The 25,353-nt window shown below is 54.5% G+C and carries 19 protein-coding genes and 1 pseudogene; 15 read left to right on the forward strand and 5 right to left on the reverse strand.

Annotation, left to right across the window (positions count from 1 at the left end):
- Nucleotides 1-13 precede the first annotated feature (13 nt).
- From ACFL9S_RS12635 to ACFL9S_RS12655, 5 genes are all read left to right on the forward strand, one after another.
- Nucleotides 14-1,783 carry a GMC family oxidoreductase gene (locus ACFL9S_RS12635; RefSeq protein ID WP_405262258.1) on the forward strand — a complete coding sequence of 590 codons (1,770 nt, stop codon included), beginning with the start codon at nucleotides 14-16 and terminating at the stop codon, nucleotides 1,781-1,783.
- The gene (locus tag ACFL9S_RS12640) at nucleotides 1,783-3,099 is read left to right on the forward strand and encodes a c-type cytochrome (RefSeq protein WP_405262259.1); all 1,317 of its coding nucleotides are present in this window, start codon (nucleotides 1,783-1,785) and stop codon (nucleotides 3,097-3,099) included. Before ACFL9S_RS12635 ends, ACFL9S_RS12640 begins: the two co-directional genes overlap by 1 nt.
- A 372-nt stretch (nucleotides 3,100-3,471) precedes the next feature.
- Nucleotides 3,472-4,752 (forward strand): lysozyme inhibitor LprI family protein, encoded by a 1,281-nt coding sequence (locus ACFL9S_RS12645; RefSeq protein WP_405262260.1) that lies wholly within the window; start codon nucleotides 3,472-3,474, stop codon nucleotides 4,750-4,752.
- A 422-nt stretch (nucleotides 4,753-5,174) separates the two neighbouring features.
- Entirely contained in the window at nucleotides 5,175-6,902 is a 1,728-nt protein-coding gene (locus ACFL9S_RS12650) for an HD domain-containing phosphohydrolase (RefSeq protein ID WP_405262261.1), read from the forward strand.
- A gap of 121 nt (nucleotides 6,903-7,023) precedes the next feature.
- Nucleotides 7,024-8,343 (forward strand): putative bifunctional diguanylate cyclase/phosphodiesterase, encoded by a 1,320-nt coding sequence (locus ACFL9S_RS12655; RefSeq protein ID WP_405262262.1) that lies wholly within the window; start codon nucleotides 7,024-7,026, stop codon nucleotides 8,341-8,343.
- Between the two features lie 26 nt (nucleotides 8,344-8,369).
- Here the strand turns inward: ACFL9S_RS12655 and ACFL9S_RS12660 are convergent, their stop codons facing one another.
- Nucleotides 8,370-9,170: an isocitrate lyase/phosphoenolpyruvate mutase family protein gene (locus ACFL9S_RS12660; protein ID WP_405262263.1), complete on the reverse strand. Its 801-nt coding sequence runs from the start codon at nucleotides 9,168-9,170 to the stop codon at nucleotides 8,370-8,372.
- 91 nt (nucleotides 9,171-9,261) lie between these two features.
- Between ACFL9S_RS12660 and ACFL9S_RS12665 the strand changes: the two genes are divergently transcribed.
- On the forward strand, nucleotides 9,262-10,167 hold the full coding sequence (locus tag ACFL9S_RS12665; protein ID WP_405262264.1) for a LysR family transcriptional regulator: 906 nt from the start codon (nucleotides 9,262-9,264) through the stop codon (nucleotides 10,165-10,167).
- Here the strand turns inward: ACFL9S_RS12665 and ACFL9S_RS12670 are convergent.
- Nucleotides 10,160-11,338, reverse strand: coding sequence for an aminotransferase class I/II-fold pyridoxal phosphate-dependent enzyme (locus ACFL9S_RS12670; RefSeq protein ID WP_405262265.1), 1,179 nt, complete (start codon nucleotides 11,336-11,338; stop codon nucleotides 10,160-10,162). The two genes, ACFL9S_RS12665 and ACFL9S_RS12670, sit on opposite strands and share 8 nt — an antisense overlap.
- A 216-nt stretch (nucleotides 11,339-11,554) precedes the next feature.
- Here ACFL9S_RS12670 and ACFL9S_RS12675 point away from each other — a divergent pair, with 216 nt between their 5' ends.
- The 8 genes from ACFL9S_RS12675 (at nucleotide 11,555) to ACFL9S_RS12710 (ending at nucleotide 19,200) form a co-directional block, all read left to right on the forward strand.
- Nucleotides 11,555-12,361, forward strand: a complete 807-nt coding sequence (locus ACFL9S_RS12675) for a MetQ/NlpA family ABC transporter substrate-binding protein (RefSeq protein WP_405262266.1) — start codon at nucleotides 11,555-11,557, stop codon at nucleotides 12,359-12,361.
- Between the two features lie 8 nt (nucleotides 12,362-12,369).
- Nucleotides 12,370-13,383, forward strand: coding sequence for a methionine ABC transporter ATP-binding protein (locus ACFL9S_RS12680; protein ID WP_405262279.1), 1,014 nt, complete (start codon nucleotides 12,370-12,372; stop codon nucleotides 13,381-13,383).
- Nucleotides 13,376-14,044: a methionine ABC transporter permease gene (locus tag ACFL9S_RS12685; RefSeq protein WP_405262267.1), complete on the forward strand. Its 669-nt coding sequence runs from the start codon at nucleotides 13,376-13,378 to the stop codon at nucleotides 14,042-14,044. Before ACFL9S_RS12680 ends, ACFL9S_RS12685 begins: the two co-directional genes overlap by 8 nt.
- Before the next feature lie 33 nt (nucleotides 14,045-14,077).
- Nucleotides 14,078-14,533, forward strand: coding sequence for an S-ribosylhomocysteine lyase (locus ACFL9S_RS12690; RefSeq protein ID WP_405262268.1), 456 nt, complete (start codon nucleotides 14,078-14,080; stop codon nucleotides 14,531-14,533).
- 6 nt (nucleotides 14,534-14,539) lie between these two features.
- On the forward strand, nucleotides 14,540-15,301 hold the full coding sequence (locus ACFL9S_RS12695; protein WP_405262269.1) for an SDR family NAD(P)-dependent oxidoreductase: 762 nt from the start codon (nucleotides 14,540-14,542) through the stop codon (nucleotides 15,299-15,301).
- Nucleotides 15,301-17,622: a molybdopterin-dependent oxidoreductase gene (locus tag ACFL9S_RS12700; protein WP_405262270.1), complete on the forward strand. Its 2,322-nt coding sequence runs from the start codon at nucleotides 15,301-15,303 to the stop codon at nucleotides 17,620-17,622. The genes ACFL9S_RS12695 and ACFL9S_RS12700 overlap by 1 nt, the downstream gene beginning before the upstream one ends.
- A gap of 24 nt (nucleotides 17,623-17,646) precedes the next feature.
- A complete protein-coding gene (locus ACFL9S_RS12705) occupies nucleotides 17,647-18,741 on the forward strand; it encodes an iron-containing alcohol dehydrogenase family protein (RefSeq protein WP_405262280.1) in 1,095 nt (364 codons plus the stop codon).
- Between the two features lie 69 nt (nucleotides 18,742-18,810).
- Complete coding sequence (locus ACFL9S_RS12710; protein ID WP_405262271.1) at nucleotides 18,811-19,200, forward strand: TonB family protein; 390 nt, start codon at nucleotides 18,811-18,813, stop codon at nucleotides 19,198-19,200.
- On the opposite strand, the gene ACFL9S_RS12715 is transcribed toward ACFL9S_RS12710, so the two are convergent.
- A complete protein-coding gene (locus tag ACFL9S_RS12715; RefSeq protein WP_405262272.1) occupies nucleotides 19,197-20,354 on the reverse strand; it encodes a glycosyltransferase family 9 protein in 1,158 nt (385 codons plus the stop codon). The two genes, ACFL9S_RS12710 and ACFL9S_RS12715, sit on opposite strands and share 4 nt — an antisense overlap.
- A gap of 305 nt (nucleotides 20,355-20,659) precedes the next feature.
- On the reverse strand, nucleotides 20,660-23,041 hold the full coding sequence (locus ACFL9S_RS12720) for a beta-glucosidase (protein WP_405262273.1): 2,382 nt from the start codon (nucleotides 23,039-23,041) through the stop codon (nucleotides 20,660-20,662).
- A 480-nt stretch (nucleotides 23,042-23,521) separates the two neighbouring features.
- Between ACFL9S_RS12720 and ACFL9S_RS12725 the strand changes: the two genes are divergently transcribed.
- Nucleotides 23,522-24,664 carry a Fic family protein gene (locus ACFL9S_RS12725; protein WP_405262274.1) on the forward strand — a complete coding sequence of 381 codons (1,143 nt, stop codon included), beginning with the start codon at nucleotides 23,522-23,524 and terminating at the stop codon, nucleotides 24,662-24,664.
- Between the two features lie 100 nt (nucleotides 24,665-24,764).
- Here the strand turns inward: ACFL9S_RS12725 and ACFL9S_RS12730 are convergent.
- Nucleotides 24,765-25,327: pseudogene (locus ACFL9S_RS12730) on the reverse strand (integrase core domain-containing protein); the annotation flags it as partial.
- Nucleotides 25,328-25,353: the final 26 nt, after the last annotated feature.

The following is a 25,353-nucleotide window of genomic DNA, read 5'->3' on the forward strand; positions in this document are numbered from 1 at the left end:
TGGAGCAAAGCAAATGTCACATATCAGAAACCGGGCCGACGTGGTGATTGTCGGTCTGGGCTGGGCGGGTTCCGTCATGGCAGAAGAACTGACCCGTGCCGGATTAAACGTGGTCGCCATTGAACGTGGTGCCTGGCGCGATACCTCGACCGACTTCCCCCCGGCCGTGGACCCCGATGAATTACGCTGGAAATCCCGCCGTAAAATTATGCAGCCGATGAGCGTGGAAACCACCACCTTCCGCAACCGCAGCGATCAGGATGCGGCCCCGGTACGCAACTGGTCGGCCTTCCAGTTTGGCTGGAACGTTGGCGGAGCAGGAACGCATTGGGCGGGGATGTCATGGCGTTTTTCGCCGTGGGATTTCGCCGTCGCCAGCCAGACGCGCGAACGCTACGGCGCGGCAAAAATGGCCGGGCTACAGCTGCAGGACTGGGGCGTGACCTACGATGAAATGGCCCCGTTTTACGATCGCTTTGAGCGTATCGCCGGGACGTCCGGTATTGCCGGGAACCTGAACGGAGAAAAGCGCCTGGGCGGCAATGTGTTTGAAGGCCCGCGCTCACGCGAATACCCGACTCCGCCGCTGAAAGACACCCACTGGATGCGCAAATTCAGAAACACCTCGCAAAAGATGGGTTACCACCCCTTCACCATTCCGGCAGGCAATATTTCCCAGGCCTATGTGAATCCGTTGGGTGTCACGATGGGGCCTTGTACCTACTGTGGTTTCTGCGATTTTCACGGCTGCGGTAACTTTTCTAAATCCTCGCCGCAGGCCTGTATTTTACCGGCCCTGATGCGCCGCCCGAACTTCACGCTGTTAACTGATACCGAAGTGCTGCACGCGGTGAAGCATGACGACGGCAAAACCGTGAAGGGCGTGAAATTTATCACCAAAGAGGGCGAGGAAGGTTTCCAGCCTGCGGATATCGTCTGCATTACCGCCTATCAGATGGACAACGTGCGGCTGATGCTGCTGTCCGGCGTCGGTGAGCAGTATGATCCGCGCACCGGGCGCGGGACCATCGGGCGTAACTATAACTACCAGACCTGTTCAACGGTGACCGGCTTCTTTGATAATGAAAAGATGAACCCGTTTATCGGTGGCGGCGCGCTGGCGGTGCAGATTGATGATTTCAATGGCGATAACTTCGATCACAGCAACGTAGACTTTATCGGCGGCGCGGGCATTATGGGCTTCTCCACCAACGGGCGCCCGATCCAGAACATGGATAACCTGCGTCCAGGCACCCGACGCTGGGGCAGCGAGTGGAAGGCCGGTTACGCCCGTGATTATCAGACGGCGGGCACCATCTTCTGCCAGGGCACCTCGATGCCGGTGCGCGATGCCTTCCTCGACCTCGATCCACGCTACAAAGACCGCCACGGCCAGCCGCTGCTGCGCATGACCTTCGACTGGAACCAGAACGATATCAACATGGCGAAGTACGTCACCGATCGTGCGGTGAAAATCATGCAGGAGACCGGGGGCCAGCATCTGGTGGTGGATAACCAGTCTGAGAAAAGCTGGAACCCGTATCAGCAGCACAGCTCGCACACCATCGGCGGTGCGGTGATGGGCGCGGACCCGACCACGTCAGCCCTGAACCCGTTCCTGCAAAGCTGGGATGCCCACAATCTGTTTGTTGTTGGCGCGTCGGCTTTCCCGAATAACGGCGGTTACAACCCGACCGTCACCGTGGGGGCGCTGGCTATCCGCGCCGCGCAGGCGATCTATCAGACCTATATGAAGAACCCTGCGCCGCTGGTGGAGGCATAATGATGAGCAGAAAAAAGACAATAACCTGCGGTATTGCTGCGCTGGCCGTGCTGGTGGGGATTGCAGCCTTTGGCCGCCTGTGGGTGGTGATGGAGAGTTCGCGCTCGGCGGTGGCGGATGACCAGGTGGCGCTGGCCGATGTGCAAAGCCAGGATAAGGCTGCCATCGCGCGCGGTGAATACGTGATGCGCCTGTCGGACTGCGCCGCCTGCCACAATCCGAACTTTGCCGGAGGCTACAAAATCGATACGCCGTTTGGCGTGCTGGAAACCTCCAATATCACCCCGGATCGGGAAACCGGCATCGGCAAGATGACCGAGCGTGATTTCTTTAACGCCGTGCGTCAGGGGCGGGGCGATCATGGTCTGCTCTATCCGGCAATGCCTTACACCGCCTACACCCAGATCAGCGATAAGGACATGCACGATCTGTGGCTTTACTTCGCCAGCCTTGAGCCGGTAAAGCAGCGCATTGATGAAAATGCCGGGATGAACTTCCCCTACAATATTCGTCTGGCGATGGCGGGCTGGAACATGCTGTTCTTCGACAATAACGGCTTTAAGCCGGATATGCTGAAGAATGAGGCGTGGAATCGCGGCAAGTACATTGTTGATGGTCCGGCGCACTGTAGCGTTTGCCATACTGCCCGTAATGCGCTGGGCGGTGAGATCGGCAGCGCCTATTTGCAGGGCGGTAGCCTTGGCGCCTGGTTTGCACCGGATATTACCCCCAACCCGCATGCTGGCAACGGAAGCTGGAGCGACGAGGACATCACCCAATACCTGAAAACCGGATCGAACGGCAGCAGCGTCGCCGCCGGGCCGATGGCGGAAGCGGTTGAGCACTCCACGCAGTATTTCAACGAGCGTGATTTACAGTCCATCGCCACCTATCTGCGCGGTGTTACGCCATCTTCCACCCCGGTTGCGCAGGGGTTCCGTATGGATGAAGCCGCCCGCAGCAACGCTGCATTAAGCTATGAGGTGAACTGCTCCGCCTGCCACGGTCTGAAGGGCGAGGGAATTAGCGGCATGGTTCCGGCGTTTGCCGGAAACCCTGCGATGCAGAACAACCCGACCAATATGATCCATGCGATGCTGCGGGGCGCACGCGCGCCGCACACCGAAGCGCGGCAGACGGCGGCAGGGATGCCCGCGTTTGACTGGAAAATGGATGATGCCCAGATTGCTCAGGTGCTGAATTTTGTGCGTAATTCCTGGGGGAATCAGGGTAATGAAGTCACCCGCGAACAGGTGGCCACTTTGCGCGAACAGACCGGAGCGCAGCAGAAGCTGCCAACACCGGCGATGAAGTAAGAGTGACCAGGTCTGCTGCCGAAAACAACTCAGGATGCGTAGGGGCTGACCTTCTGTTTCGGTCAGCCCGTGATGTTGAGCAGGGTGCCGACCCGGCGTTACGGGGCGATCGGAAAAGATGATCGCCCCCTACGAAAGATCACAATGGCGTCGGGGTTTAAAACCCACAGCGAGTCATTGTGCTGCGGGAATGGGGCCAGTTTGAAGTAAGCCAGACTATCAGCCACAAAAATGACGAGGGAATTTCTCAGCAGGTTACCTGTATGAGTGCGTGACCGCGCGCCTGAAAAGTGGGATAAATGCTTCGCTGGAATAAAGCCAGAAACCACCTGCTAATAAGAATGACAGAATGGAAAGGGCGTAAGGAAATAAATGATAAAGATAAAATATGGCATCGCACTCGGGTTCTCTTTACTGGCGAGCAATGCGCTGGCCGCCGGGTTTGACTGCACGTTAACCGGGTTGAATGAAACGGAAAAAACTATCTGCTCGGATACCTATCTTTCCGGCCTGGATAACGTCACCAACGGCTATTTTGTTAAAGCGATGGACAACAGCTACGGCGTGGGAACGCTGGCACGGGATCAACGCCAGTGGCTGGCAGAAAGAAACCGCTGTGGGGCCGATACGGAATGTATTAAGCAGCGCTACATCGAGCGTAATAAAACGCTGTCGCGTGCCGGGGTTTATCATCAGGTCAGCGAGGTGTTTATTCGCCCTGGCGATAAGCTGGATAAGCCTGTCGCCCCCGGATTAAAGAATGATGCCGGGTTTACGTTATCAGAAGAGCCGTGGCGCGTGCGGCAGCTGATCTCTTCCAGTGATGTCACGGAGCTGACCGCAGGCAGCACCGGACATAACATCACTATCCTGACGCATCGCATCGTCAACAAGGACCTGATTGTCTTTGTTGTGCTGTATGTGGACCGTGATGATAAGAAAACCGCCTATCTGCTTAGCCTGAAAGAGTCAGTGAAACCGCAGGTACAGGCAGGCTACGAGGGATATAACCTTGAGCTGACGCTACTGGACAATAACAGTGCGCCGGAGGGTGACATCCTCTATCGCGTGGCGGAATACAGCGGTTCCGGTGTGACCGTGAACAGCGCCAGCGACTATGCCACGCCGCACGCTTTTGCACTGAATGTGTTGCCGAAAGAGATAGGCAGCATCAAAGAGGTCAGCCTGCCTGCCAGTGCTGCCGATGCGAAGAAGTGGGTGGGTTATTGCGGCAGTCAGGAGTGTAACAGTCGGCTGACATCCCCGGATGGTCAGTGGCGCCTGGCTTCGGCAGACCGCAGTAATAATGACGTCGATGAAGGCATGTACTTCTTCCCGCTCGACCGACCGGATGCGGGTGTTAACGTGTTCCTGCCGCAGGCCGATACGGCAAAAGGCCCGGATTACAGCTACAACCGCAACTACGTCTGGGGGCGGGGTTCCTCGTTCTATTTTGACAACGAGGGCGGCTACGCCTGCATCTGGAAAACCGATCTGGCAGACAAAACCACCAAACGCATTCTCCCGGTTGAGGCCTTCTTAAAGCCACACTACGTTAACTATAATGGTGAGGATATGATTGTCGCGTCTTACACTTATTATAATGAGAATGGCGACTATCTGAGTGAAGAGGTTTACCTCGCCAGGAAATAATTAGCTAATTGCAGGATTTTTTTGAAGAATAAAGCCTGGTTTTACCAGGCTTTATTTTGTCTATGACTTTTTATTTTAACATATCAAAAATTGTTAGTTTCGGTGAGTGATTCTAATTTGAGTTAGTGCCGAATTCATCGTTATGTTGGCGTAATGTTAGTGTAAATTTAATTGTAAAACTTTTTATTCTTTGCTAAAAGAAATTAAAGTATTATTTTTTCATCGGTGTGTTACAGCCCGGTTTCATTTAGATTTCAAATAAGTGACTAACAATCTTATTATTGTTCTATATTATATTTTTTCATAGCATTAAACCTTTACCGGGGCATAAGTTCAGTACGATCAATCACATGGAAGAGATTGGCTGCGATTTAATTAGTTGATAATTAAATTACAACAAATGTCATCTATAGGTAAAAGGTATGATGAACGAGCATTCTCTTCCCCCTGCCAATGTCATCCGTTCGCTGCTCCAGCATCCCCATGAGCTGTCTATTTTCACCCACGATATGCCCAGTGCGCTTAAGGCCGATGTGGCCGAACTGAACCAGGAGACGGGCTTTCTGGTGCTGGAAGTTAAGTACGGCGGTGCGGATATCGGGCAATACCTGGCGAATGGCACGGTGAGTTTTGATCTGGAAGCGTTCAAAGGCAGCGAACATTCTGAACGCGAAACCTACAGCCTGAGCCACATTGCGGCCACACTGCTCAAAACTGACGCCATGCTGTATCGGCTGGAGTGTCAACTTCCTGACTCTGTTTTTGCGGGTGAAAAGCGCGGTGAAACGCGTATCCCTTTTATCCTGGGTATGCGTGCGCGCGTCAGTATCGAAGTTTATCGCCATGTTCTTAATGTCCCCGGACAAGTGCGCAACCTGTCTGTTGGCGGCTGCATGGCTGAAATCGATCTGGCAGAGAGCATCGCGCTGACGGAGGGGCAAACAGTACCTGGCGTGGTGATGGAGTTTCCTGACGGACAGCGATTTTATACGCAAGGAAGCATCCGCCATATTCGTCCTTTTGGTAACCACGGCCATGCCGCCATCGGCATTCAGTTCACCGGCATGTCTGCTTACCAGAACGAAATGTTGATCCATTACGTGAATGAGGCAGAAAGAGAAGCCGCCTTTCGCGCCGGTTTAACTGGTCGCATGGTGTATCACTCCTCTCTGTTTGCCGTGGGTTCTAAGGAGAAAGCTATTCTGCAACACGAAAGCCATCTGCGCGAAAAACACGAGCGTCAGACACCAATGGAACGGGGCGTGATGGAGGTTGCCCACCAGATTCAGGTGGGATTGATGTACATCAAAACCCATCATGTGGTGCCGCAGGCGATCTTCTATGACTGTGCCGACACGCTGATATACCTGGTGCGTGCGGATCGTAAAAACCTACTCTATGCACTCTCCTTTCTGCGCGACGAGCCTGACTGGTTACGGCACGCGGTGGAAGTGGCGGCGCGGCTGGCAGAGATGATGCTGAAGCGGGACCCGCACGACCTCCAGGTACGCGAAGCCGTTTTAGGGGCAATACTGCATACGATGGGTAAACCGCTGCTGGTGAGTGAAAGCCTGCCTTCCCTGAAAGTCACTATGAATCCTGCGCAGAAAGAGATACTGAAGAACCATGTCACGGCGCTTTGCGAAACATTGCACAGTGCAGGGTGGGAACCCGGGCCGGTATGTCGTGATATCATTGAAAACGCTAACGAACATCTGGACGGAACGGGCTATCCTGCGGGTAAGAACAAAGAGCAGATGTCAGAGCTGGTGCGGCTGATTTCCGTGATTAAAGCCATCGATAAGCTGATGCACGCGCGTAACGGTATTCCCGGACGCACACCGATGGAGGCTTATCGGGTCATCTACGAAGCGGGCAAGACCTATGACAGTAAGATGCTGGTGAGATATGTTCAGCGCTACGGATTTTATCCGATTGGTTGCCTGGCAAAATACTCCGGCGGCTTTCTGGGATGGATCATGGACGTCAATAACAAAGGTGCTCCGGTGAAAGTACATTTAGTGAAAAACCTGAGATTTCCTGATACCACGATTAGTAGTATTGTCTCCGACAGCGACCTTTATCAGGTCGGAAAACTGGAGGGGATTGTTTGCCCGACAGATTTTGGTATGACGGTAATAAAAATTTAATATTCGTGGTTACCGGTGCATCTGAAAGTTTAATTAAGTTAATTAGGTTGATTAATTAAAAAATATAATAATATGATTTTAAATTTGAAATGGAGTTACTTGCGCCATGCCGGGAAAAAGAGTGAAATCGCCGAACGATGAGCATCTTGAGTATATTTGCAGGATGGCTTTTCTTACCGGCCTGGTGGTCACTGTGGGATGGCTGGCCGTGTTTGTTGTTTTAAAAGAATGGACTGTGGTGATCTCGCTGCTGACCCTGGGGGGAGCGGCATTTTTTAGCTGGCGTATTGCGATGCGCGGCAATTTCTCCACCGGGCTGATGCTGGCACAGCTGGTTCATATGGCCTATGCGATCATCTACTGTCTGTTGTGTGATGTGCCGGAACCGGGTATTCCCAGAACCACCCATCTCTATCTTCTGACCATCGCGCTGGTGGGCTACATCAACTATCAGCGCCGACGCACGCGGGTACAGATGGCAATGATTGTGGCCTGTTTGCTGTCGTTTATGGTCTTCAGTAGTGCTGACCTGGTTTTTCCGTTTGCCAACCCTTTACCGCGTCCCTGGCGCGCCACAATTTCAATGGCCAATGCCATTCTGGCGACCGTGATCCTGTGTGGCGGCATTGTGGCGATGCATGCTGACTTCTCCCGCCGCAGTGAAAAAATCAGGGCTATCCAGCATGCGCTCTACAATAATGAGTTAGTGCTGTTCTATCAGCCGCTACTGAATGCCAGCGGACAGATCAACGGGGCTGAAGCCTTACTGCGCTGGCAAATCCCCGGTAAGGGAATGGTCCCGCCGTCGGAGTTTATTCCTGATGCACAACTGGCCGGACTGATGCCCGCCATCGGAGACTGGGTGATCGTCAGCGCCTTCAGAGAGCTGGCGCAGTGGCAGAAAAACCCGGCGACCGCGCATTTGACGCTTTCCATCAACATCACCGTTGACCATCTGATGAAGCCGGACTTCGTCGCGAATCTCATGCATCAGGCCCAGGCAACGCAGGTGTCTCCTTCACAGGTTAAGCTTGAGCTGACGGAAAGTGTGTTCGCCACGGACATTGAAACCGTGGTGGCGAAAATGCATACGCTGGCTGCCGCTGGATTTCGCTTCTCCCTTGATGATTTCGGTACCGGATTCTCATCGCTCAGTTATCTGCGCCGGCTGCCGCTGGAGCAGATAAAAATCGACCGCAGCTTTATTTCCGGGGCGACGGAAGGGCCAAAAGGGGCGGTGATCGCCATGAACATTGCGCGAATGGGGCTTGAGCTGAAGCTGGAAGTACTGGCCGAAGGCATTGAGACGGCGGAGCAGTGGAAAGTGATGCAGGAGTTCGGCTGCACGGCGTTTCAGGGCTTTTACTTTTCCCGTCCGTTAAGCATCAGGGATTTCCGTGCATTCACCTCGCAAAACAGAGCGGCCGCCGCGAGTGCATAGTATGGCGGCCGGACTGATGATGTCGGTTAAAACAGCGTGTTGATCGCTGAATAGGGCGTCGCCGTTGCCATCAGCGGCGCCGTTTCATCATCCGATAAGAAACCACGTACCAGCTGTTCGTTGTGCGCCCAGAGCGTTTGCGGCAGCCAGGAACCTACGCTGAGGCGGCGCACGCCGTACTCATTCAAACGATCTAACGGCGGCAGGCCGGGCCAGATAATCACGTTGAGCAGCAGGTCGCTGCTTTGGGCAATCGTCTGCATCTCTTCTGCGTCCACTAATCCCAACACAAACAGACCATCAGCCCCGGCGTGACGGTAGTTCTGAGCCCTGAGGATCACTTCGCCAGCCTTATCTTTGGCCGGGACCAGATTGCGTGCGTACACGTCAGTACGAACATTGATATACAGTTCAACGCCTGCGCTATTGCTGGCAGCTCTGATGGCTTCGACCTTGCGGCAGAGCAACTGTGGATCGGCGCTGCCATCTTCGATATTGATACCCACCACGCCCACATCGATCAGTCGTCTTACCGTGTCGGCCACGGTGGCTGGGTGCGGGTGATAACCCCCTTCGATATCGGCGCTAAGGGGGACGCTGATCACGCGGGCGATGGATGCGGCACGGGCAACATATTCAGCGACCGGGAGCTGGTTGCCGTCGCGATAGCCCAGCGACCAGGCCACGCCCGCGCTGGTGGTGGCAATCGCCTGTGCGCCCAGGGTTTCGATCTGGCGTGCGCTACCGGCATCCCAGGCATTGGGCAGGCGCAGGGGAGAGGGCTGGCGGTGAAGGGCGTGAAACAGGGGGACGGAAGTGGTGTTCATCAGATGTTCTCCTAAAAAGAACGATTCTAATCATGCTTATTTTTATTGATAATAGCCGCCAATAATATTCATTCATCTATTGAGATTGATAATGTCAGCGCCGCCTCTGCACCTTGTGCAAGCCTTTATCGCCGTAGTAGAACACAACAGTTTTGCCCGTGCGGCGGAGGCGCTGGCGATCACCCCTTCTTCTGTCAGTCGTTTTATCAAGACGCTGGAGCAGCAATTGGGCACCCAATTGCTGAACCGGACTACGCGGGCGATGTCGCTGACCGATACCGGGCAGCGCTATTTTTCTGAATGCCAGCAGGCGTTAGGCCAGTTGCGCGATGCCGCCGATCGGGTGCGCGATGAACAGGTCAGGCCGCAAGGCCGGTTGGTGGTCAGCGCACCCGTGGCGTTTGGTCATACCCATGTGGTGCCGCATCTGGCCGCGTTTCTTCAGGCCTGGCCTGAGGTGCAGCTGGATCTGCGTCTGAATGATGGTTACGTCGATCTGGTGGCGGAAGGGGTGATGCTGGCGCTGCGTATTGGGCAGATGAAGGACTCTTCGCTGGTCGCCCATAAGATGCTGGAGAACCGGCGTATTCTGGTGGCATCGAAGGCCTATCTCGCGCTAAGAGGCTCTCCCTCAACCATTGAGGCGCTTGGGCAGCACGCCTGTATTGTCTCTGCGGCCAGCCAGGATGGTCTGACCTGGCGTCTGTTTTCGCAGGGTGAACAGCGCACGCTGCAACCCCGTGGGCGCGTTACCGTCGACAACGCCGATGCGGCCCGGCGGCTGTGCATCGACGGCCTCGGCATTGCCTTTCACTCTGCGTTAACGATGGCGGCGGCGATCAATGCGGGGGAACTGGTGCAGGTGCTGCCGCAGTGGACCGGGCGTGAAACCGGGTTGTACTGTGTGCGGCCCAACCGCCGTATTGGCCCGGCGGCCCGGGCGTTTATTGAGTTTTATTCAGCGCGCTGGTCGGACGATGTGAAGCCCGTCAGCTAAACAGCTTTAACGCCTCAATACGTGCCAGCGCGGTGTTCAGCGAGTCATCATCGGCGGTCAGGCTGATGCGGATATAGCCTTCGCCGCCCGGACCAAATCCGCTGCCGGGGGCCACGATAATATGCGCCTCTTTCAGCAACCGCTCGGCAAACGGCTGCGCGCGCCCTCCGTCAGGCACCGGAAGCCAGAGGAAAAAGGTGCCCTGATTGGGCGGCACCGGCCAGTTCATGGCGGCCAGCTTTTGCAGCACCCAGTCGCGGCGCTGGTGATAGACGTTGGCTAACTGCTGTATCTGCGACGCAGGCAGTGACAGCGCCGTGATGGCGGCATCCTGAATCGCGCCGAATACCGTGCTGTAGCTGTGCGTGTGCAGTTTTTTAAACGCGCGGATAATCGAGGCATTCCCCACTGCAAAGCCAAAGCGCCATCCTGCCATGCAGAATGTTTTCGACATCGTATAGGTTTCCACCCCCCATTCTTTCCCTCCCGGCTGTGCCAGCAGGCTGACCGGGATATCGGCGGCATGGCGGCCAATCGCCGCGTAGGCAAAGTCATGCAGCACCGGCGTATTGTGCTGCCGGGCAAAGTCCAGTGCCGCGTCGAACAGTTCCGGGGTTGCCATCGCGCCGGTCGGGTTGTGCGGATAGTTCAGGATCAGCAGCCCGCTATTGCGTGCGACTTCTTCCGGCACGCGTGAAAAATCTGGCAGGAAATTATCCTTCTCCTCCAGCGGGATGCCGTAAAATTGCGCCTGTGACTGCACCGCTGCTGAGCGGTACATCGGGTAGCAGGGATCGGTGGAGATGAGGGTTTGCCCCGGACTGACCACGGCACGCGGAATGCCGTTCACGCCAATGTGCGAACCCTGGAACACGGCGATTTCATTCTCAGGATCCAGCGCAACGCCATAATGGTTAAGGTAGAAATCAGCAATCGCCTGGCGCACCTGCGGCTTGCCCCAGAAAGAGGGATATTCGTGGTTGGCGGGGGATGCCGCCGTGGCTTGCAGCGTAGCGATAATCGCGGGTGGCGTTGGCTGTCGCGGGCTGCCGCTCGACAGGTCAATCATTGACAGGACAGAGGTATCCACCTCTCGTGCCAGTTTTTCCAGCACGCTAAATAAGTTCTCTTCCAGTGCATTAACCAGAGGGGAAGCTGCGAAATCAGGCATGGTATTCTCGGCGTAAACAGTAATGTTCCACTATGACATTAATGTCGACGCCCGCTTAAAAGATAAAAATAACTATCGATGTGTAATAAGTGGATATGTCATTGCTGATTATCCTTATCACAAAAAAGCAAAATCAAACGCTGCTGTTTTACTTACAACCTGAAGAGTGCTGTGATTTAATCAATTTTATTCGCACTCTTTTCAGGGAAAATATTGATGAAAAAGCCCGTTCTTCTCGGCATTGTTGTTGCTTTGTTATCGATCTCTTCATTTCTTGCAAACGCTCAGGATAAATTAATTCGTGTCGGGTTTAACCCCGGGCCTTATAAAGAACAGTTCGAAAAAGGTGTGGCACCTTATTTGATCAAGAAAGGCTATAAAGTTGAGTATAAAGATTTCAGCGATGGCATTCAGGTTAACGATGCCGTTGCACGCGGTAATATTGAAGCCAATATTATGCAGCATCCGGTTTACCTGCAATCGGTTAATGAACGCCTGGGTATTGATAATACCGGTATCGTTCAGGTGCCGACGCCGCCGATGGGGCTGTATGCCGGTAAGATCACACAGCTGGCGACCCCGAAACCGGGCACCACCATTTCCGTGCCCAATCAGGCAGCAAACGAGTATCGCGCAGCCCTGGTGCTGCAAAGTCTGGGATGGATTAAGATCGCCGACAACAGCGATGCGGCCACCTTCTCTCAGCGTAACATTACGGAAAACCCGTATAAAATCGTGCTGAAAGAGATGGATAACGCCCAGCAGGTGCGCGCACTTCCCGATGTCGATTACGGCCTGATTCAGGGTAACTTTGCAGTATCCAACGGCATTAAACTTGAATCCGCACTCAAGCTGGAATCGGCCAGCAGCAAATTTATTAACGTGGTAACCGTCGCCGGAAAAAATAAAGAGGCTGAATTCGCCAAAGACATTATTGCCGGTTACCATTCGGTGGAATTCAAACAGTATATTCTCGGGCATGGGCAGTACAAAGGCTATCTGTTCCCTGACTATCTGAAGTGAATAATGTGATGATTGAATTTCGCCAGGTCAGTAAAACCTTTTCCAGAAACGGTAATGATATTCTGGCGCTGGATCATATCAGCCTGAATATCGACAAAGGTGATGTGTTCGGGATTATTGGTTACAGCGGTGCCGGGAAAAGTACCCTGCTGCGTTTAATCAATCGTCTTGAGTCACCCGGCAGCGGCGAGGTGGTGATTAACGGCGAGTCGTTACAGCACGTCAGTGGAAAACGCCTGAATGCCGTGAAAAAAGATATCGGCATGATCTTTCAGAATTTCAATCTGCTGAATTCGAAAACGGTATTTCACAATATCGCCATCCCGTTAATTTTACAGGGGCGCGACCGGGCGTTCATTCAGGCTCGGGTGATGGAGCTGCTGGCGTTCGTCAATCTCAGTGACAAAATCCACAGCTACCCTAACGAGCTGTCCGGTGGGCAAAAGCAGCGCGTGGGGATCGCCCGCGCGCTGGCCACTAACCCGTCGGTGCTGCTGTGCGATGAGGCCACCTCGGCGCTGGACCCGCATACCACGGTACAGATCCTGCTGCTGTTGCAGGAGATCAACCGCCGCTACGGCATCACCATTGTGCTGATTACCCATGAAATGTCGGTGATCCAAAAAATCTGCAACAAGGTGGCGGTGATGGAAAACGGTCGGGTGGTGGAGCAGGGCGATGTATTTACCCTGTTTGCTGAACCCCAACATGCGGTCACCGCCAGTTTTGTCCAGTCGGTGATCCACGACCGCCTGCCGCAGAGCGTGGTCGATCTGTTGCAGCGTTCAGGCAACGGGCAGACGCTGCGGCTGGAGTTTGTCGGTGCCACGGCGCAGCAGCCGATCATTAACCGCATTATCAAAGACTACGCCATCGAGGTGAATATTCTGTTTGCCAGTATGTCCGAGGTTCAGAGCACCATCCTCGGTTTTATGATCGTGCAGATCCTGGGCGAGGAGCACCAGACCGCCAGCGCCGTGCATTACCTTCGCGAAGCAGGAGTGAAAATCACCCATGTTTGATTTTATCGATACCGCCGTGACGGGCGATCAGTTCCTGCTGGCGCTGCATGACACCCTGGTGATGATCGCCGTATCGCTGGGCTTTGGTTCGCTGCTGGGGATCCCGCTGGGGATTGTGCTGGTGGTGTGCCGTCCTGGCGGCATTCTGCCGAACCGTTTTGTGCATCAGGTGCTGAACCCGGTGATCAACGTCCTGCGTTCGCTGCCCTTTATTATTCTGTTGATCACGATCCTGCCCTTCACCCGCCTGCTGGTGGGCACCACCATTGGCACGGCGGGGGCGATTGTGCCGCTGATCGTGTTTATCGCCCCGTATATTTCGCGGCTGGTGGAAAGCTCCCTGCTGGAGGTGGATGAGGGCATTCTTGAAGCGGCCGATGCGATGGGCGCCACGGTCGGCCAGACCATCTGGCACTTTATGCTGCCGGAGGCCGCATCGTCACTGATCCTCGCGCTGACCACGGCGACTATCGGGCTGCTGGGGGCGACCGCGATGGCGGGCACCGTCGGCGGGGGCGGCATTGGTGACCTGGCGATCACCTACGGCTACCAGCGGTTTGACGCCTTTGCCACGCTGGTGACGGCGCTGGTGCTGATTGTCATCGTCCAGCTGATTCAGACACTCGGAACCCGTCTGTCGCGCCGCATCCGACGCGAATAACGACCCTCTTTTAACCTATTAAGGAGTCATAACATGCCAGTTGTAGAGAGCTTTACCCTCGACCACACCCTCGTCAAAGCGCCGTATGTGCGCCAGGCGGGTTATGAACGTCATGCTCTGGGCAGCGTGGTGCAAAAATTTGACCTGCGCTTCCTGCAGCCGAATGCCGACGCCATTCCCACGGCGGCCCTGCATACGCTGGAGCATCTGCTGGCCTTTGGCCTGCGTGAAGAGCTGGAAGGTGTGATCGATATTTCCCCTATGGGCTGCCGCACCGGGTTCTACCTGATCCTTTGGGATGAGCATCAGCCTGCGGATATCGCGGCCGCCTTAACGCGCGTGCTGCAACGCGTGGTGACGGCGACCGATGTGCCTGCGGTGACGCCGCTGGCCTGCGGCAACTACCGTGACCATTCACTGTTCTCCGCCCAGGAGTATGCGAAACAGGTACTGGAAGCCGGGATCAGCGACGACGCCTTCAGGAGGTAATCCGCGATGCTGACGCTCGATTTCAGTGGGCAGACCGCCGTGGTAACGGGCGGTTTGCAGGGGATCGGCAAAGCGATTGCCGATCTGTTATTCGCGGGCGGCGCGAATGTGGTGATTGGCGATATCGCCGCGCCATTGCGCCAGCAGCGGGAGCGTCAGCTGATCGTGCCGGTGGACGTGGCATCGCGTCCTGCGACGCAGGCGCTGATCGATGATGCCGTTGCGACCTTTGGCGGCGTCGATATTCTGGTGAACAGCTGCGGTGTTTCGGCCATGAGCCGGGTTGATGCCATGAACGATGATGACTGGCAGCGCATTCTCGATGTGAATGTGAAAGGCCTCAGCTATCTGTCCGAAGCCGCCATCCGCGTGATGAAGGTGCAGCAGGCCGGGCGCATTATCAATATCGCCTCCCAGGCGGGGAAAAATGGCTACCGGCTGATGGGGCAATATGTGGCCTCCAAACATGCGGTGCTGGGCCTGACGAAGGTGATGGCGATTGAGCTGGCGCGGGACAACATCCTGGTGAATGCGGTGTGTCCCGGCATTGTGGAAACCGAAATGAAGTGGCGTGAACGGCGCGAAGGGGCAGAACTGCGCGGCCTGACGCCGGAAGCGATCTACGCGGAAGATTGCTCCCAGGTGCTGCTGGGGCGCACGGCGCAGCCGCTTGATGTTGCCAACGTGGTGGCCTTTCTCGCCAGCCCACTCTCCTCTTATATGACCGGCCAGGCGATTAACGTCACGGGCGGCATGACGATGCACTGATGAGCACAGAACAAGACAAACCTGATAACCACGACCTGGCGGTGATGCACTGGGGAACCTATCGTGTCTCCGTCACCGACGGCCAGCTCACTGGGGTCAGCCCGGTGGAGTGGGATCGCAATCCATCGAAAATCGGCCAGTCCCTTCCGGGCGCAGTGCAGGGATCGTCACGCGTACAGCGCCCGGCGGTACGGCTGGGCTATTTACACCATCGTGCGGCCTCCCGCGACGGACGCGGGCGCGAACCCTTTGTTGAGGTGAGCTGGGACGTGGCGCTGGCGCTGGTGGCGGATGAGCTGAAGCGGGTGAAAGCGGAGCAGGGTAACGAGGCGATCTATGCCGGATCCTATGGCTGGTCGAGTGCCGGGCGCTTTCACCATGCGCAGAGCCAGTTGCACCGTTTCCTCAATGGCTTTGGCGGCTACGCGGGCAGCACCAATACCTACAGTATTGCCGCCGGAGAGCGCATTTTGCCGCATATCCTCGGCGATCTTGATGATCTCCAGCGCCAGCATACCCACTGGCCGGTGCTGGCAGAGCACTGTGAGCTGTTTGTCGCCATCGGCGGTCTGCCGCTACGCAATGCGCAGGTCAACGGCGGCGGGGCGAACGATCACGCGCTGCAACACTGGCTGGACACCTTGCGCAGCAACGGTACGCGCTTTATCAATATCAGCCCGGTGAAGAACGATCTGGCGGCGGTGGAGGATGCCCGCTGGCTGGCGATCGCACCCGGAAGCGACACGGCGCTGCTGCTGGCGGTGTGCCAGGTGCTGGTAGACGAAGCCCTGTATGACAGCGAATTTGTTGCCAGCCACACGGTGGGGTTTGAACAGTACCGTGCTTATCTGCTGGGAGAACATGACGGTGTGGTAAAAAGCCCGGAATGGGCGGCACCGCTCACTGGCTTAACCGCCGACAGCATTCGTGAACTGGCGCGCGAGATGGCGCGCCATAAAACCATGATCAATGTTGCCTGGTCGGTGCAGCGCGCACGCCAGGGCGAGCAGGCATTCTGGGCGGTGGTAGCGACCACGGCGCTGCTGGGGCAGATCGGCACGCCCGGCGGCGGGCTGGGGTTTGGCTATGCCTCGACCAATCTTGCCGGGTCGGACCGTCATCGCTTTTCCGGGCCGCGCTTGCCTGCGGGCGTGAATGCGGTCGCCACCCGCATCCCGGTGGCGCGCATCGCCGATATGCTGCTGCATCCCGGTGAGCCTTATGAATTTGATGGTAAAACGCAGACGTATCCTGATATCCGCCTGGTCTACTGGGCGGGCGGCAACGTGTTTCATCATCATCAGGATCTGAACAAACTGACCCGCGCCTGGCGCCGCCCGGAAACGATTATCGTCCATGAGCAGTACTGGACGGCGCAGGCCAAATTCGCCGATATCGTACTGCCTGCCACCACCTCGCTGGAGCGGGAAGATATCGGCAGCGCCAGCAATGACGGCTTTATGATTGCCATGCGACAGCACCTCGCGCCGGTCGGGCAGGCCCGCGATGACTACGCGATTTTCAGCGATCTTGCTAACCGGCTCGGCTTTGGCGACGACTTTACCCATCAGCGCGATACGCGTGGCTGGCTGGAAGCGATGTACCACGAGGCCCGGCCGCGTGCGCAGGAAGAGGGCATTGAGCTGCCCCCGTTCGACGTGTTCTGGCAACGCGGTAAGCTGGAGTATCCGCGCCCGGAGATGCCGCAGATCCTGCTGGCGGCGTTCCGCGCCGATCCGCAGCGGGCGCCGCTCACCACGCCTTCCGGCAAAATTGAACTGTTCTCGTCCACGGTTGCCGGGTTCGGCTATGCGGAGTGCCCCGGCCATCCGTTCTGGCTGGCCCCGGAGGCTGACGATGCGCGCTGGCCGCTGCATCTGCTCTCCAGCCAGCCACGAACGCGGCTGCACAGTCAGTACGATCACGGCACCCTCAGCCAGCAGACCAAGATTGCCGGGCGCGAACCGCTGTGGCTGCACCCGCAGGATGCCGCGCAGCGCGGCCTGTCGGAGGGCGATATCGTCAACGTGTTTAACGCACGCGGCTCGCTGCTGGCCGGAGTGCATATCAGTGACGGCATTCGGCCGGGCGTGGTGCAGATGTCGACGGGTGCCTGGTATGATCCGATCAATACCCGCGAGGCGCAGCCGCTGGATAAACACGGCAACCCGAACGTACTGACCGACGATCGGGGCAGTTCCCGGCTGGGCCAGGGATGCACGGCGCAGAGCTGTCGCGTGGAGATTGTGCGCTTCGATGCGCCACTGCCGCCAATCACCGCCTGGAACCCGCCGGAATTTGTTCCCGACCCTGCACGCTAAACCTTATTTGACCCGGAGTTGATGATGCTAACGATTACCGCGCCCACGGCGTATCTGCAACAGCCCGGCCTGCGTAAACAGGCAGGGGAACACATCCAGCCTCATGCCCGCGTGCTGCGTATTCTGACCTCGCCACGCGCCTGGCAGGCGGTGAACCCTGAGCTATCTCACAGCCTGGAGAGCGCGGGTATCCGCTGGCAGTTGGAATATCTGGACGGCGAATGCACTGATGAGGCCATTGTTCGCCTGCGGGACAACGTGGTTGCTCAGGGTGCGCAGGGCATTTTAGCCGTGGGCGGCGGCAGGGTGCTGGACTGCGCCAAAGCGGCGGCAGACACGCTGGACGACGTGGTGCTGATTAACTTCGCCACCCTCGCGGCGACCTGTGCGGCCTGGTCGCCGTTCGCCATCGTCTACAACGCCCAGGGGGGCCATCATCATGGTCTGCTGGTGACGAAGAAACCGACATTGGTGCTGGTGGACAGTGAAGTGATTGCTCACACCGATGTGCGCTATCTGAAGGCGGGCATTGTTGATGCGCTGGCAAAATGGTTTGAGCTGGAGCCTTATCAGCGCCAGAACCCGGGGCGTCTGGCGCTGGATTTGAAGGTGTCGGTGGCCTGCCAGGCGCTGGACGTGTATGCGCAGTGGGGCAGTGAAGCGGTGATCGCCAATCAAAACCAGCTGGTGACCCCGGCGCTGGAGAAGGTGATTGAGGCCAATATCGTGCTGGCCGGGCTGGCGAACAGCGTGCATGACGATCTGCCCACGCCCGGCGTGGCGCATGAGATCCACAACCGGCTGACCCACGAACCGGAGCTGCACGATCTGCTGCACGGTGAGAAAGTGGGATACTGCCTGCTGATCCAGTCACTGCTTGATCGCGGGCAGCAGCCCGATGAACACCTGGTGAGCTTATTGCGCCAGTACGACAGCCCGCTGACGCTGAGTGCTCTGACCGGCGATGTCGCGGCGCGTTTGCGCCAGATTGCCCGTGAGATCCCGTTCCCCGCCGCCAGCCTCGCGCATCTGCCGTTTACAATTACAGTGGAGAAACTGGAGCGGGCGTTTGTGGCGACGATAGCGGGAATGAAAGAAAAACCAATCGACCAGGATTGAGGGGCAAAATCAGACGTATTATTCTGTCTCTGCCAATAGAATCCTCTTACTTTCTAAAACAGGGACGAAATGAAATATCTTATCGCGATAATCATCTGTTGTCTGAGCGTGTTAACGGCATCAGCGCAGCAGGAAACTGTCGAAAAACCTGAACCCGTATCGACTGCAAAACCCGCCTATCCGGCAAGTGCCTTTGCTCACCGTGTTCGCGGTCATGTTGTTGTTTCTTACGATGTTAATAATGACGGCGATGTGATCAATGCGCGGGTGGCATCCTCAGAACCTGCGGGAATATTTGATGAAGAAGCGTTAAGAGCCATCAGGAAGTGGAAATTTACCCCGCATAAACCCTGGCAGGGATTAACGATGGACTTTGTCTTTAGCATTAATACGAAATCGGCGGTTGAATGGCGTGTTATTTTTCATCCCGGCCTGAGGGCCGGGATTATCATTTATTAGTCAAGAAGATGTCGGCGTTTTATCTCCTGAACGATCAACTCAGGCACCTCTTTTACTTGTGAAATTGCCCGATTGTTAACGATGATCTGGCTGGCATTGTCGTAACCAGGTGCCCATAAATCATTGTTATCGACAACATTTTTATATACGGCAATAAGATTTTTTTTCCATGCGGCTGAGATGTGCACGATTGACGTGTCCGGGGAGATAATAAGATCGCACTCATGAATTAATGCCATAACGTGATGCAGCGTGTTGAAGGGGTTAATGACGACATTCTTGGGGAGAGGAATATCGATCTCTTTTCTGTGATCGAGAAGAATAATGTTGAGATTATCATATTTCTTATTAAGTTCTGCTATTATCTCTGCCAGCTGTTCTTGTGAAAAATTCCGCTCTTTACTTCCGGTGAAAACATTAATAATAACTTTATTATTATTATTATTATTAAATTTGCTGAGAAAGCTTCTGATATCATAGAAAAAAGCATCAGGGATATGCAGACTATAAGTATCATTAATGATTGGTTTTTTTATCAAGAACTCAGAAATAAGTGAAGCTGCCTGAGTGACATGCTCTTTGTCTCGTTCAAAGAAATTAAGCGACTTACTGTAATGATTGAAATACTTTTTCTTGTTGAAGGCCAGCACTGACTTAGGGTTTATTTCACGCAATAGCCGCATTCTGTGAACGGGAGTATCAAACAATGATGGATCGATGACCAGGTCATACTGGTTTTTTTTTAGTTTTTCAATGGTTATTTCGGGAACAGTATGATTGAAGTCTTTCAGATAAACCTCTGTGCTGGCATCATCTGCTTCATAAATGTTCCTGATAAAGGGGTTATGCTTCACCACTACACTGCTGGACTTCGTCAGTAATATATCAATCTCATAACCTGCTGTATGCAGATTTTTAATAAGAGGAGAGTAAACAACGGTATCGCCGATGGTTCCTTCATTACGTATAAGTAAGATCGTTTTTATGGAATCTACGTTTAATGTGCTTTTTTTATACTTGTCCCATATAATCTTTGCAACGAGTAATTTGGCATCTAATCTTACTTTTTTCATAAAGTAATTTTTGCGTCGATTAAGTTCTCTTAATTTTTTAAAGTGCCCGCTAGATACTGAGATGGCAAGTTGTTCGGTCATGGTGAATATCCTTATTAAGTAGGTGTGAAAAGTGTAATGTCTTTCTTTTTTTAGTTTTTGACTCAGGCAGTTTAAGAGGAAATGGTTTGTAATTATGGTCACATGTTGTGTGACGTAGCTTATCACTGCCGTGCAGGAAAATCAGCGGGAAATTGGCTGTCAGCCTTTTTCACCCTCAATGATTCGAATGGTGGCATTTAGCGATTTGACTGCATGAAAATGACACAGCCTGAAAGACTGATGATTATCGATAGAAAAATAACGGCCGCTGTAAGCGGCCGTCCATTTTTATCTGACGGAGAAGCTTACAGCGCATTAATCTGCCGTAAGATCTCCTGCTTGATGGTCTTTCTTTTCGCCTCATCCTTCACCGGTTCGGGCTGCTGCTGCAAAGACGCATCCAGCTTCTCACCCAGCGTGGGTGCGCCCTGGATCCACGCGTTGGTCTCCTCATCACCAATGACGCTTGCTACAATCGCGGCGGCTTTTTCATAGGTTTGCACGTCGATCCACGGCGTCTCCAGGGAGAATGCCGGGGTCGATGAAGTGACGATCAGCGGAACCTCGGTACGGATATCGCGCGACGAGCTGCCAATGCGCAATGTGAAGCGGCCTGGCTCCAGCACCCAGTCATTTTTGTCCTCATCAAAATACGAGAACGAACGCTTATCAAGCTTCAGCGTCACCTGCTGCTCTGCGCCTGCCGCCAGGCTGACTTTTTCAAACGCTTTCAGCTCCTGAACCGGCCTGTCGAGGCGTGAAGCTTCATCGTGGACATACAGCTGAACCACTTCTTTGCTGTCTCGCTGCGACAGGTTGTTCAGCGGGATGCTGATGGTGATGCTGTCCTGCTTATCGATATTGAATACCGGCTTGTCCGGGCTGGCCTTGCCATACTGTACGTCGGAGTAGGAGAGTCCGTAGCCAAACGGGTACATCGGCGCGATTTGCCGGATGTCGAAAGCACGGTAGCCAACATAAATCCCTTCACCGTAGATCACCGTTTTCGCGCTGCCCGGATAGTTGCCAAAGCTGGGTGAGTCTTCCAGACGTTTGGGGAAGGTGAGCGGCAGCTTGCCGGAAGGGTTCACTTTTCCGCTCAGGATATCCGCTACCGCATTACCTGCCTGCTCACCAGGCTGCCAGGTGAGCAGGATGGCGTCTGCGTGCTGCTCCCATGACGCCATCTCGATGGGCGCGCCAATATTCAGCAGCACCACCACCTTTTTATTTTGCTGGTGGAACGCCGCAGACACCCTGGCAATCATCGCCACTTCATCCGCATGCATCGCCATTGAATAGCGATCGGCACCTTCGGTAGAACTGCGCCCGATGGAAATCAGGGCCATATCACTCTGCTGTGCCGCGCGGGTAATCGTGGCATCGCTGGCCTGCTCATTCAGCGTTTGCCCTTCGGCGGCATCGATCAGCGTTAATCCGGCGTTTTTCAGCCCCTGCGGCAACGTCACCAGCCGTTTGGGATCGATATTGACCTCCGCGCTTCCCCCGCCCACCACGAAGAAATTACTGACGTTTCGACCGAACGTTGCCACGCGCAGCGAGGTAGTGAGCGGCAGCGTCGCTGAATCGTTTTTCAGCAACACCATCGCATCGGCTGCCGACTGGCGTGCCAGTAACGCATGATCGGCAGGCTGCGGATTACTGGTGGGTTCGCCGTCTTTAAAGCGGTGAGTTTTGATCACCACACTCAGGATATTGCGAACGTTTTGGTCTATCTGCTGCTGGCTGATCTCGCCGGATTTGATACCTGCGAGAATCACGTCTTTCGGGTCGGTATTGCGGCTCAGGAACGGCGTGTCCTTTTTCGACAGCCCGCCAGGCATATTAAGGTCGTTACCGTTCTGCAATGCCCGGACCGGATCGCTGACGCCGTACCAGTCAGACATCACCAGACCGTTAAACTTCCACTGATCGCGCAGCACGTCTTTCAACAGCCAGACGTTTTGTGAGGCGGGCGTGCCGTTGATCGACGGGTAAGAACTCATCACCCCCCAGGGCTGGGCTTTCTCCATAGCGTATTCAAAACCGGGGAAATAGATTTCCCGCAGCGCGCGGGGATAAATAATCTCGTTCACCGTCTGTCGGCGTGTTTCCTGATTATTGGCCGCAAAGTGTTTCACCACTGCGCCCACGCCCTGCGCCTGCATGCCGTTGATATAGCTCACGGTGATCATGGCATTCAGCCACGGATCTTCGGAGAAGTATTCGAAGTTGCGGCCGTTCAGCGGGTTGCGCTGAATGTTAATCGCCGGGCCGAGCATCAGGTCGACGCCATATTGCCGGGCTTCATCACCTATTGCGCCGCCGACCCGCTGGATCAGCGCCGGGTCCCACGTTGCTGCCATCGCAATGGACACCGGGAACGCGCTGGCGAAGCGCTTCTCGCCGCCGGTGGGGCCAGCCCCAAGCCGGACGCCAACCGGACCATCGGCGAAGACGATTTGCGGGATGCCCAGCCGGGGGATGGCGAAGGTGGAACCCGCCGCGCCCGCGACTTTTTCAGCATTGTTCATCCCGGTGCCTGTGACCAGAGCGGCTTTCTCTTCCGGCGTCATGGCGGCAATCACCGCCGATATTGACTCAGCGTCTTTTAACTGTGGAGCGGCCCAGGCGGGTGTGGACAGGAGGATAACGGCAGCCGACAGTCCGGCCTTATGTGGTTTCATACTCATCCCTTAGCATTTTGATGGAGGCTAAAAAACGAGGGTATCAAAAATGTTGATATATTTTAGTGATGTAGGTAGCAGGTTGTGGGGGAGGGGGCATGGGCAAGGAGAATCACGTTGGATTGCAGCCCTGTGGGGATGAGAAAGCCATGGATAGTAGAGTGATGATTCTGTCCATTCAGCTCCTTGAACGCTTTTTTTTTGTGATGGTTATCACGAAAAAGGCATTTTAGCGAATAGGGGCCTGGTTATGTGTGGAGCCAGGTCCACACATAGCGGCGCTAAAAAATCCACACTGTACTATGCAATCAAAGCACGTCCCCCACCGCGTTGAACATCTTTCAAACTTACATTTGATATGTCGGAACAATTTTTTTTGAGATAGTCAGAAATGGTGATATTTCTAATTTATAGATTCTATTAGTATTTTTGCTATACTTTTGAGATATCGTCATGCACCAGTTGAGATAACTAAACATCATGGCTCAATTTAATCACTTAGAACTCTCGCTTCTGAACCCGAGCTTTGACTCCCCATTAGTCGATGCGCTGACGGAGCTGGAGCTACTCCGGCATCTGCGACTGGAAACCGATGTTCACCCGATCCTGTTTGCACAGTTAAAGGCCGTCTTCCACATGCTGGAGAGCCTCGGTTCCGCAAGGATTGAGGGAAACCACACCACGCTTGCCGACTATGTTGAAAGCAAAGTTGAAGGAACGCAGAGTTCGACGGACCAGCTCAAAGAAATCAACAATATTGAAGCCGCGATGGAGTACATCGATGAATACCTGAGCAATGGCGATGAAATAACGGAGTATTTTATCCGCGAGTTACATAGTCTGGCGGTTGCCGGGCTGCAACAGGAGGGCGACAGAACGCCCGGCGCATATCGACAACATAATGTCAGCATCGCTCAATCAGACCATTTGCCGCCGGATCATATCCGCGTTGCTGATTATATGTCTGAACTAACCGCCTTTATTAACCGAGCCGACAAGCCAAAGTACGATCTGATGAAGATTGCTCTGGTGCATCACCGTTTTGGCTGGATACATCCCTTTGGCAACGGTAATGGCCGCACGGTCAGACTGCTGACCTATGCGTTACTGATCAAATATGGTTTTAATGTTCAGGCGGGTGGCCGTGTACTTAATCCGACAGCAGTATTCTGTAATGATCGTGAGCGTTATTACGGCATGCTTTCGTTAGCGGATAAGGGAACAGAGCGGGGCTTAGAAGAATGGTGTTTATATGTACTTTCGGGAATTTCATCTGAGTTGAAGAAAGTCGATCAACTGACAAACCATGCTTTTTTGAGTACGAAAATACTGTATCCGGCGATCGACTTTTCATCTGAAAGAGGGCTAATAAATCCGTTGGAATCTAAAGTTCTGAAACGCGCTGTCGAGCTAGGGACGATAAAAGCGGGTGATCTCCGTACCGCTTTACCTGATCTAAAACCAGCGCAGGTGACTTATCAACTTGGCAAATTGATCGACCGAGGACTGCTTCAGCCAGTGGAAGAAGGAGCTCGTTCCTATACGGCGAAGTTTTCTAACTCATATCTGATTCGCGGGGTGATTAAGGTACTACGTGAAGAAGGGTTTATTCCTAATTTGTGATTTTAATGTTGTTGGCATGGCGTTTTTCCCATGATGTACGCCAATTTTATTAAGGAAAATGATGGAGAGTAATGGATGAGCACATGTAAGTAACCCAGCTTTAGTTCCACACACTTTTTGAGATTTCCGGTTTCTCAGCCATCAGCCGGTATTCTTCCGGCGTCAGGTTATTCAGGGACTCATGAGGTCGCTCACTGTTGTACTCATTCAGCCAGCGCTCCGTTATTTCTCGTACTTCAATCAGTGTTCTGAACAGGTAAAAATCCAGTATTTCGGTCCGGTACGTTCGGTTAAACCGTTCTATAAACGCGTTCTGTGTTGGCTTACCCGGCTTGATAAATTCCAGCATCACGCCATGCTCTTCGGCCCATTGCGCCAGAGCCAGGGATATCAGTTCCGGTCCGTTATCCATCCGCATCTTCAGCGGTTCAGGTCAATTTCGATAGCCAGTGCTTCACGGTTAAAATCATCAACGACGTTGAAAGTCCGAAAACGTCGGCCACATGTCAGCGCGTCGTGCATAAAATCAATCGACCAGCTTTGGTTGAGTGCTTCCGGCGTTGCCAGCGGGGCTGGATTGCGCACCGGAAGGCGTTGTTTACCCTTGCGACGAAAATTCTGTTTGAGAAGACAGTAAATCCGGTGGACACGGTTGTGGTTCCAGACTGTAATGGTCTAATCATTCCGGA

This window comes from Erwinia sp. AnSW2-5 (assembly GCF_045107195.1).
GTDB lineage: Bacteria > Pseudomonadota > Gammaproteobacteria > Enterobacterales > Enterobacteriaceae > Erwinia.

What these genes read in the sequence shown, in the direction of transcription:
- ACFL9S_RS12635 (WP_405262258.1), top strand. Translation starts at nt 14, where the DNA reads ATGTCACATATCAGAAACCGGGCCGACGTGGTGATTGTCGGTCTGGGC.
- ACFL9S_RS12640 (WP_405262259.1), top strand. Translation starts at nt 1,783, where the DNA reads ATGATGAGCAGAAAAAAGACAATAACCTGCGGTATTGCTGCGCTGGCC.
- ACFL9S_RS12645 (WP_405262260.1), top strand. Translation starts at nt 3,472, where the DNA reads ATGATAAAGATAAAATATGGCATCGCACTCGGGTTCTCTTTACTGGCG.
- ACFL9S_RS12650 (WP_405262261.1), top strand. Translation starts at nt 5,175, where the DNA reads ATGATGAACGAGCATTCTCTTCCCCCTGCCAATGTCATCCGTTCGCTG.
- ACFL9S_RS12660 (WP_405262263.1), bottom strand. Translation starts at nt 9,170, where the DNA reads ATGAACACCACTTCCGTCCCCCTGTTTCACGCCCTTCACCGCCAGCCC.
- ACFL9S_RS12665 (WP_405262264.1), top strand. Translation starts at nt 9,262, where the DNA reads ATGTCAGCGCCGCCTCTGCACCTTGTGCAAGCCTTTATCGCCGTAGTA.
- ACFL9S_RS12670 (WP_405262265.1), bottom strand. Translation starts at nt 11,338, where the DNA reads ATGCCTGATTTCGCAGCTTCCCCTCTGGTTAATGCACTGGAAGAGAAC.
- ACFL9S_RS12675 (WP_405262266.1), top strand. Translation starts at nt 11,555, where the DNA reads ATGAAAAAGCCCGTTCTTCTCGGCATTGTTGTTGCTTTGTTATCGATC.
- ACFL9S_RS12680 (WP_405262279.1), top strand. Translation starts at nt 12,370, where the DNA reads ATGATTGAATTTCGCCAGGTCAGTAAAACCTTTTCCAGAAACGGTAAT.
- ACFL9S_RS12685 (WP_405262267.1), top strand. Translation starts at nt 13,376, where the DNA reads ATGTTTGATTTTATCGATACCGCCGTGACGGGCGATCAGTTCCTGCTG.
- ACFL9S_RS12690 (WP_405262268.1), top strand. Translation starts at nt 14,078, where the DNA reads ATGCCAGTTGTAGAGAGCTTTACCCTCGACCACACCCTCGTCAAAGCG.
- ACFL9S_RS12695 (WP_405262269.1), top strand. Translation starts at nt 14,540, where the DNA reads ATGCTGACGCTCGATTTCAGTGGGCAGACCGCCGTGGTAACGGGCGGT.
- ACFL9S_RS12700 (WP_405262270.1), top strand. Translation starts at nt 15,301, where the DNA reads ATGAGCACAGAACAAGACAAACCTGATAACCACGACCTGGCGGTGATG.
- ACFL9S_RS12705 (WP_405262280.1), top strand. Translation starts at nt 17,647, where the DNA reads ATGCTAACGATTACCGCGCCCACGGCGTATCTGCAACAGCCCGGCCTG.
- ACFL9S_RS12710 (WP_405262271.1), top strand. Translation starts at nt 18,811, where the DNA reads ATGAAATATCTTATCGCGATAATCATCTGTTGTCTGAGCGTGTTAACG.
- ACFL9S_RS12715 (WP_405262272.1), bottom strand. Translation starts at nt 20,354, where the DNA reads ATGACCGAACAACTTGCCATCTCAGTATCTAGCGGGCACTTTAAAAAA.
- ACFL9S_RS12720 (WP_405262273.1), bottom strand. Translation starts at nt 23,041, where the DNA reads ATGAAACCACATAAGGCCGGACTGTCGGCTGCCGTTATCCTCCTGTCC.
- ACFL9S_RS12725 (WP_405262274.1), top strand. Translation starts at nt 23,522, where the DNA reads ATGGCTCAATTTAATCACTTAGAACTCTCGCTTCTGAACCCGAGCTTT.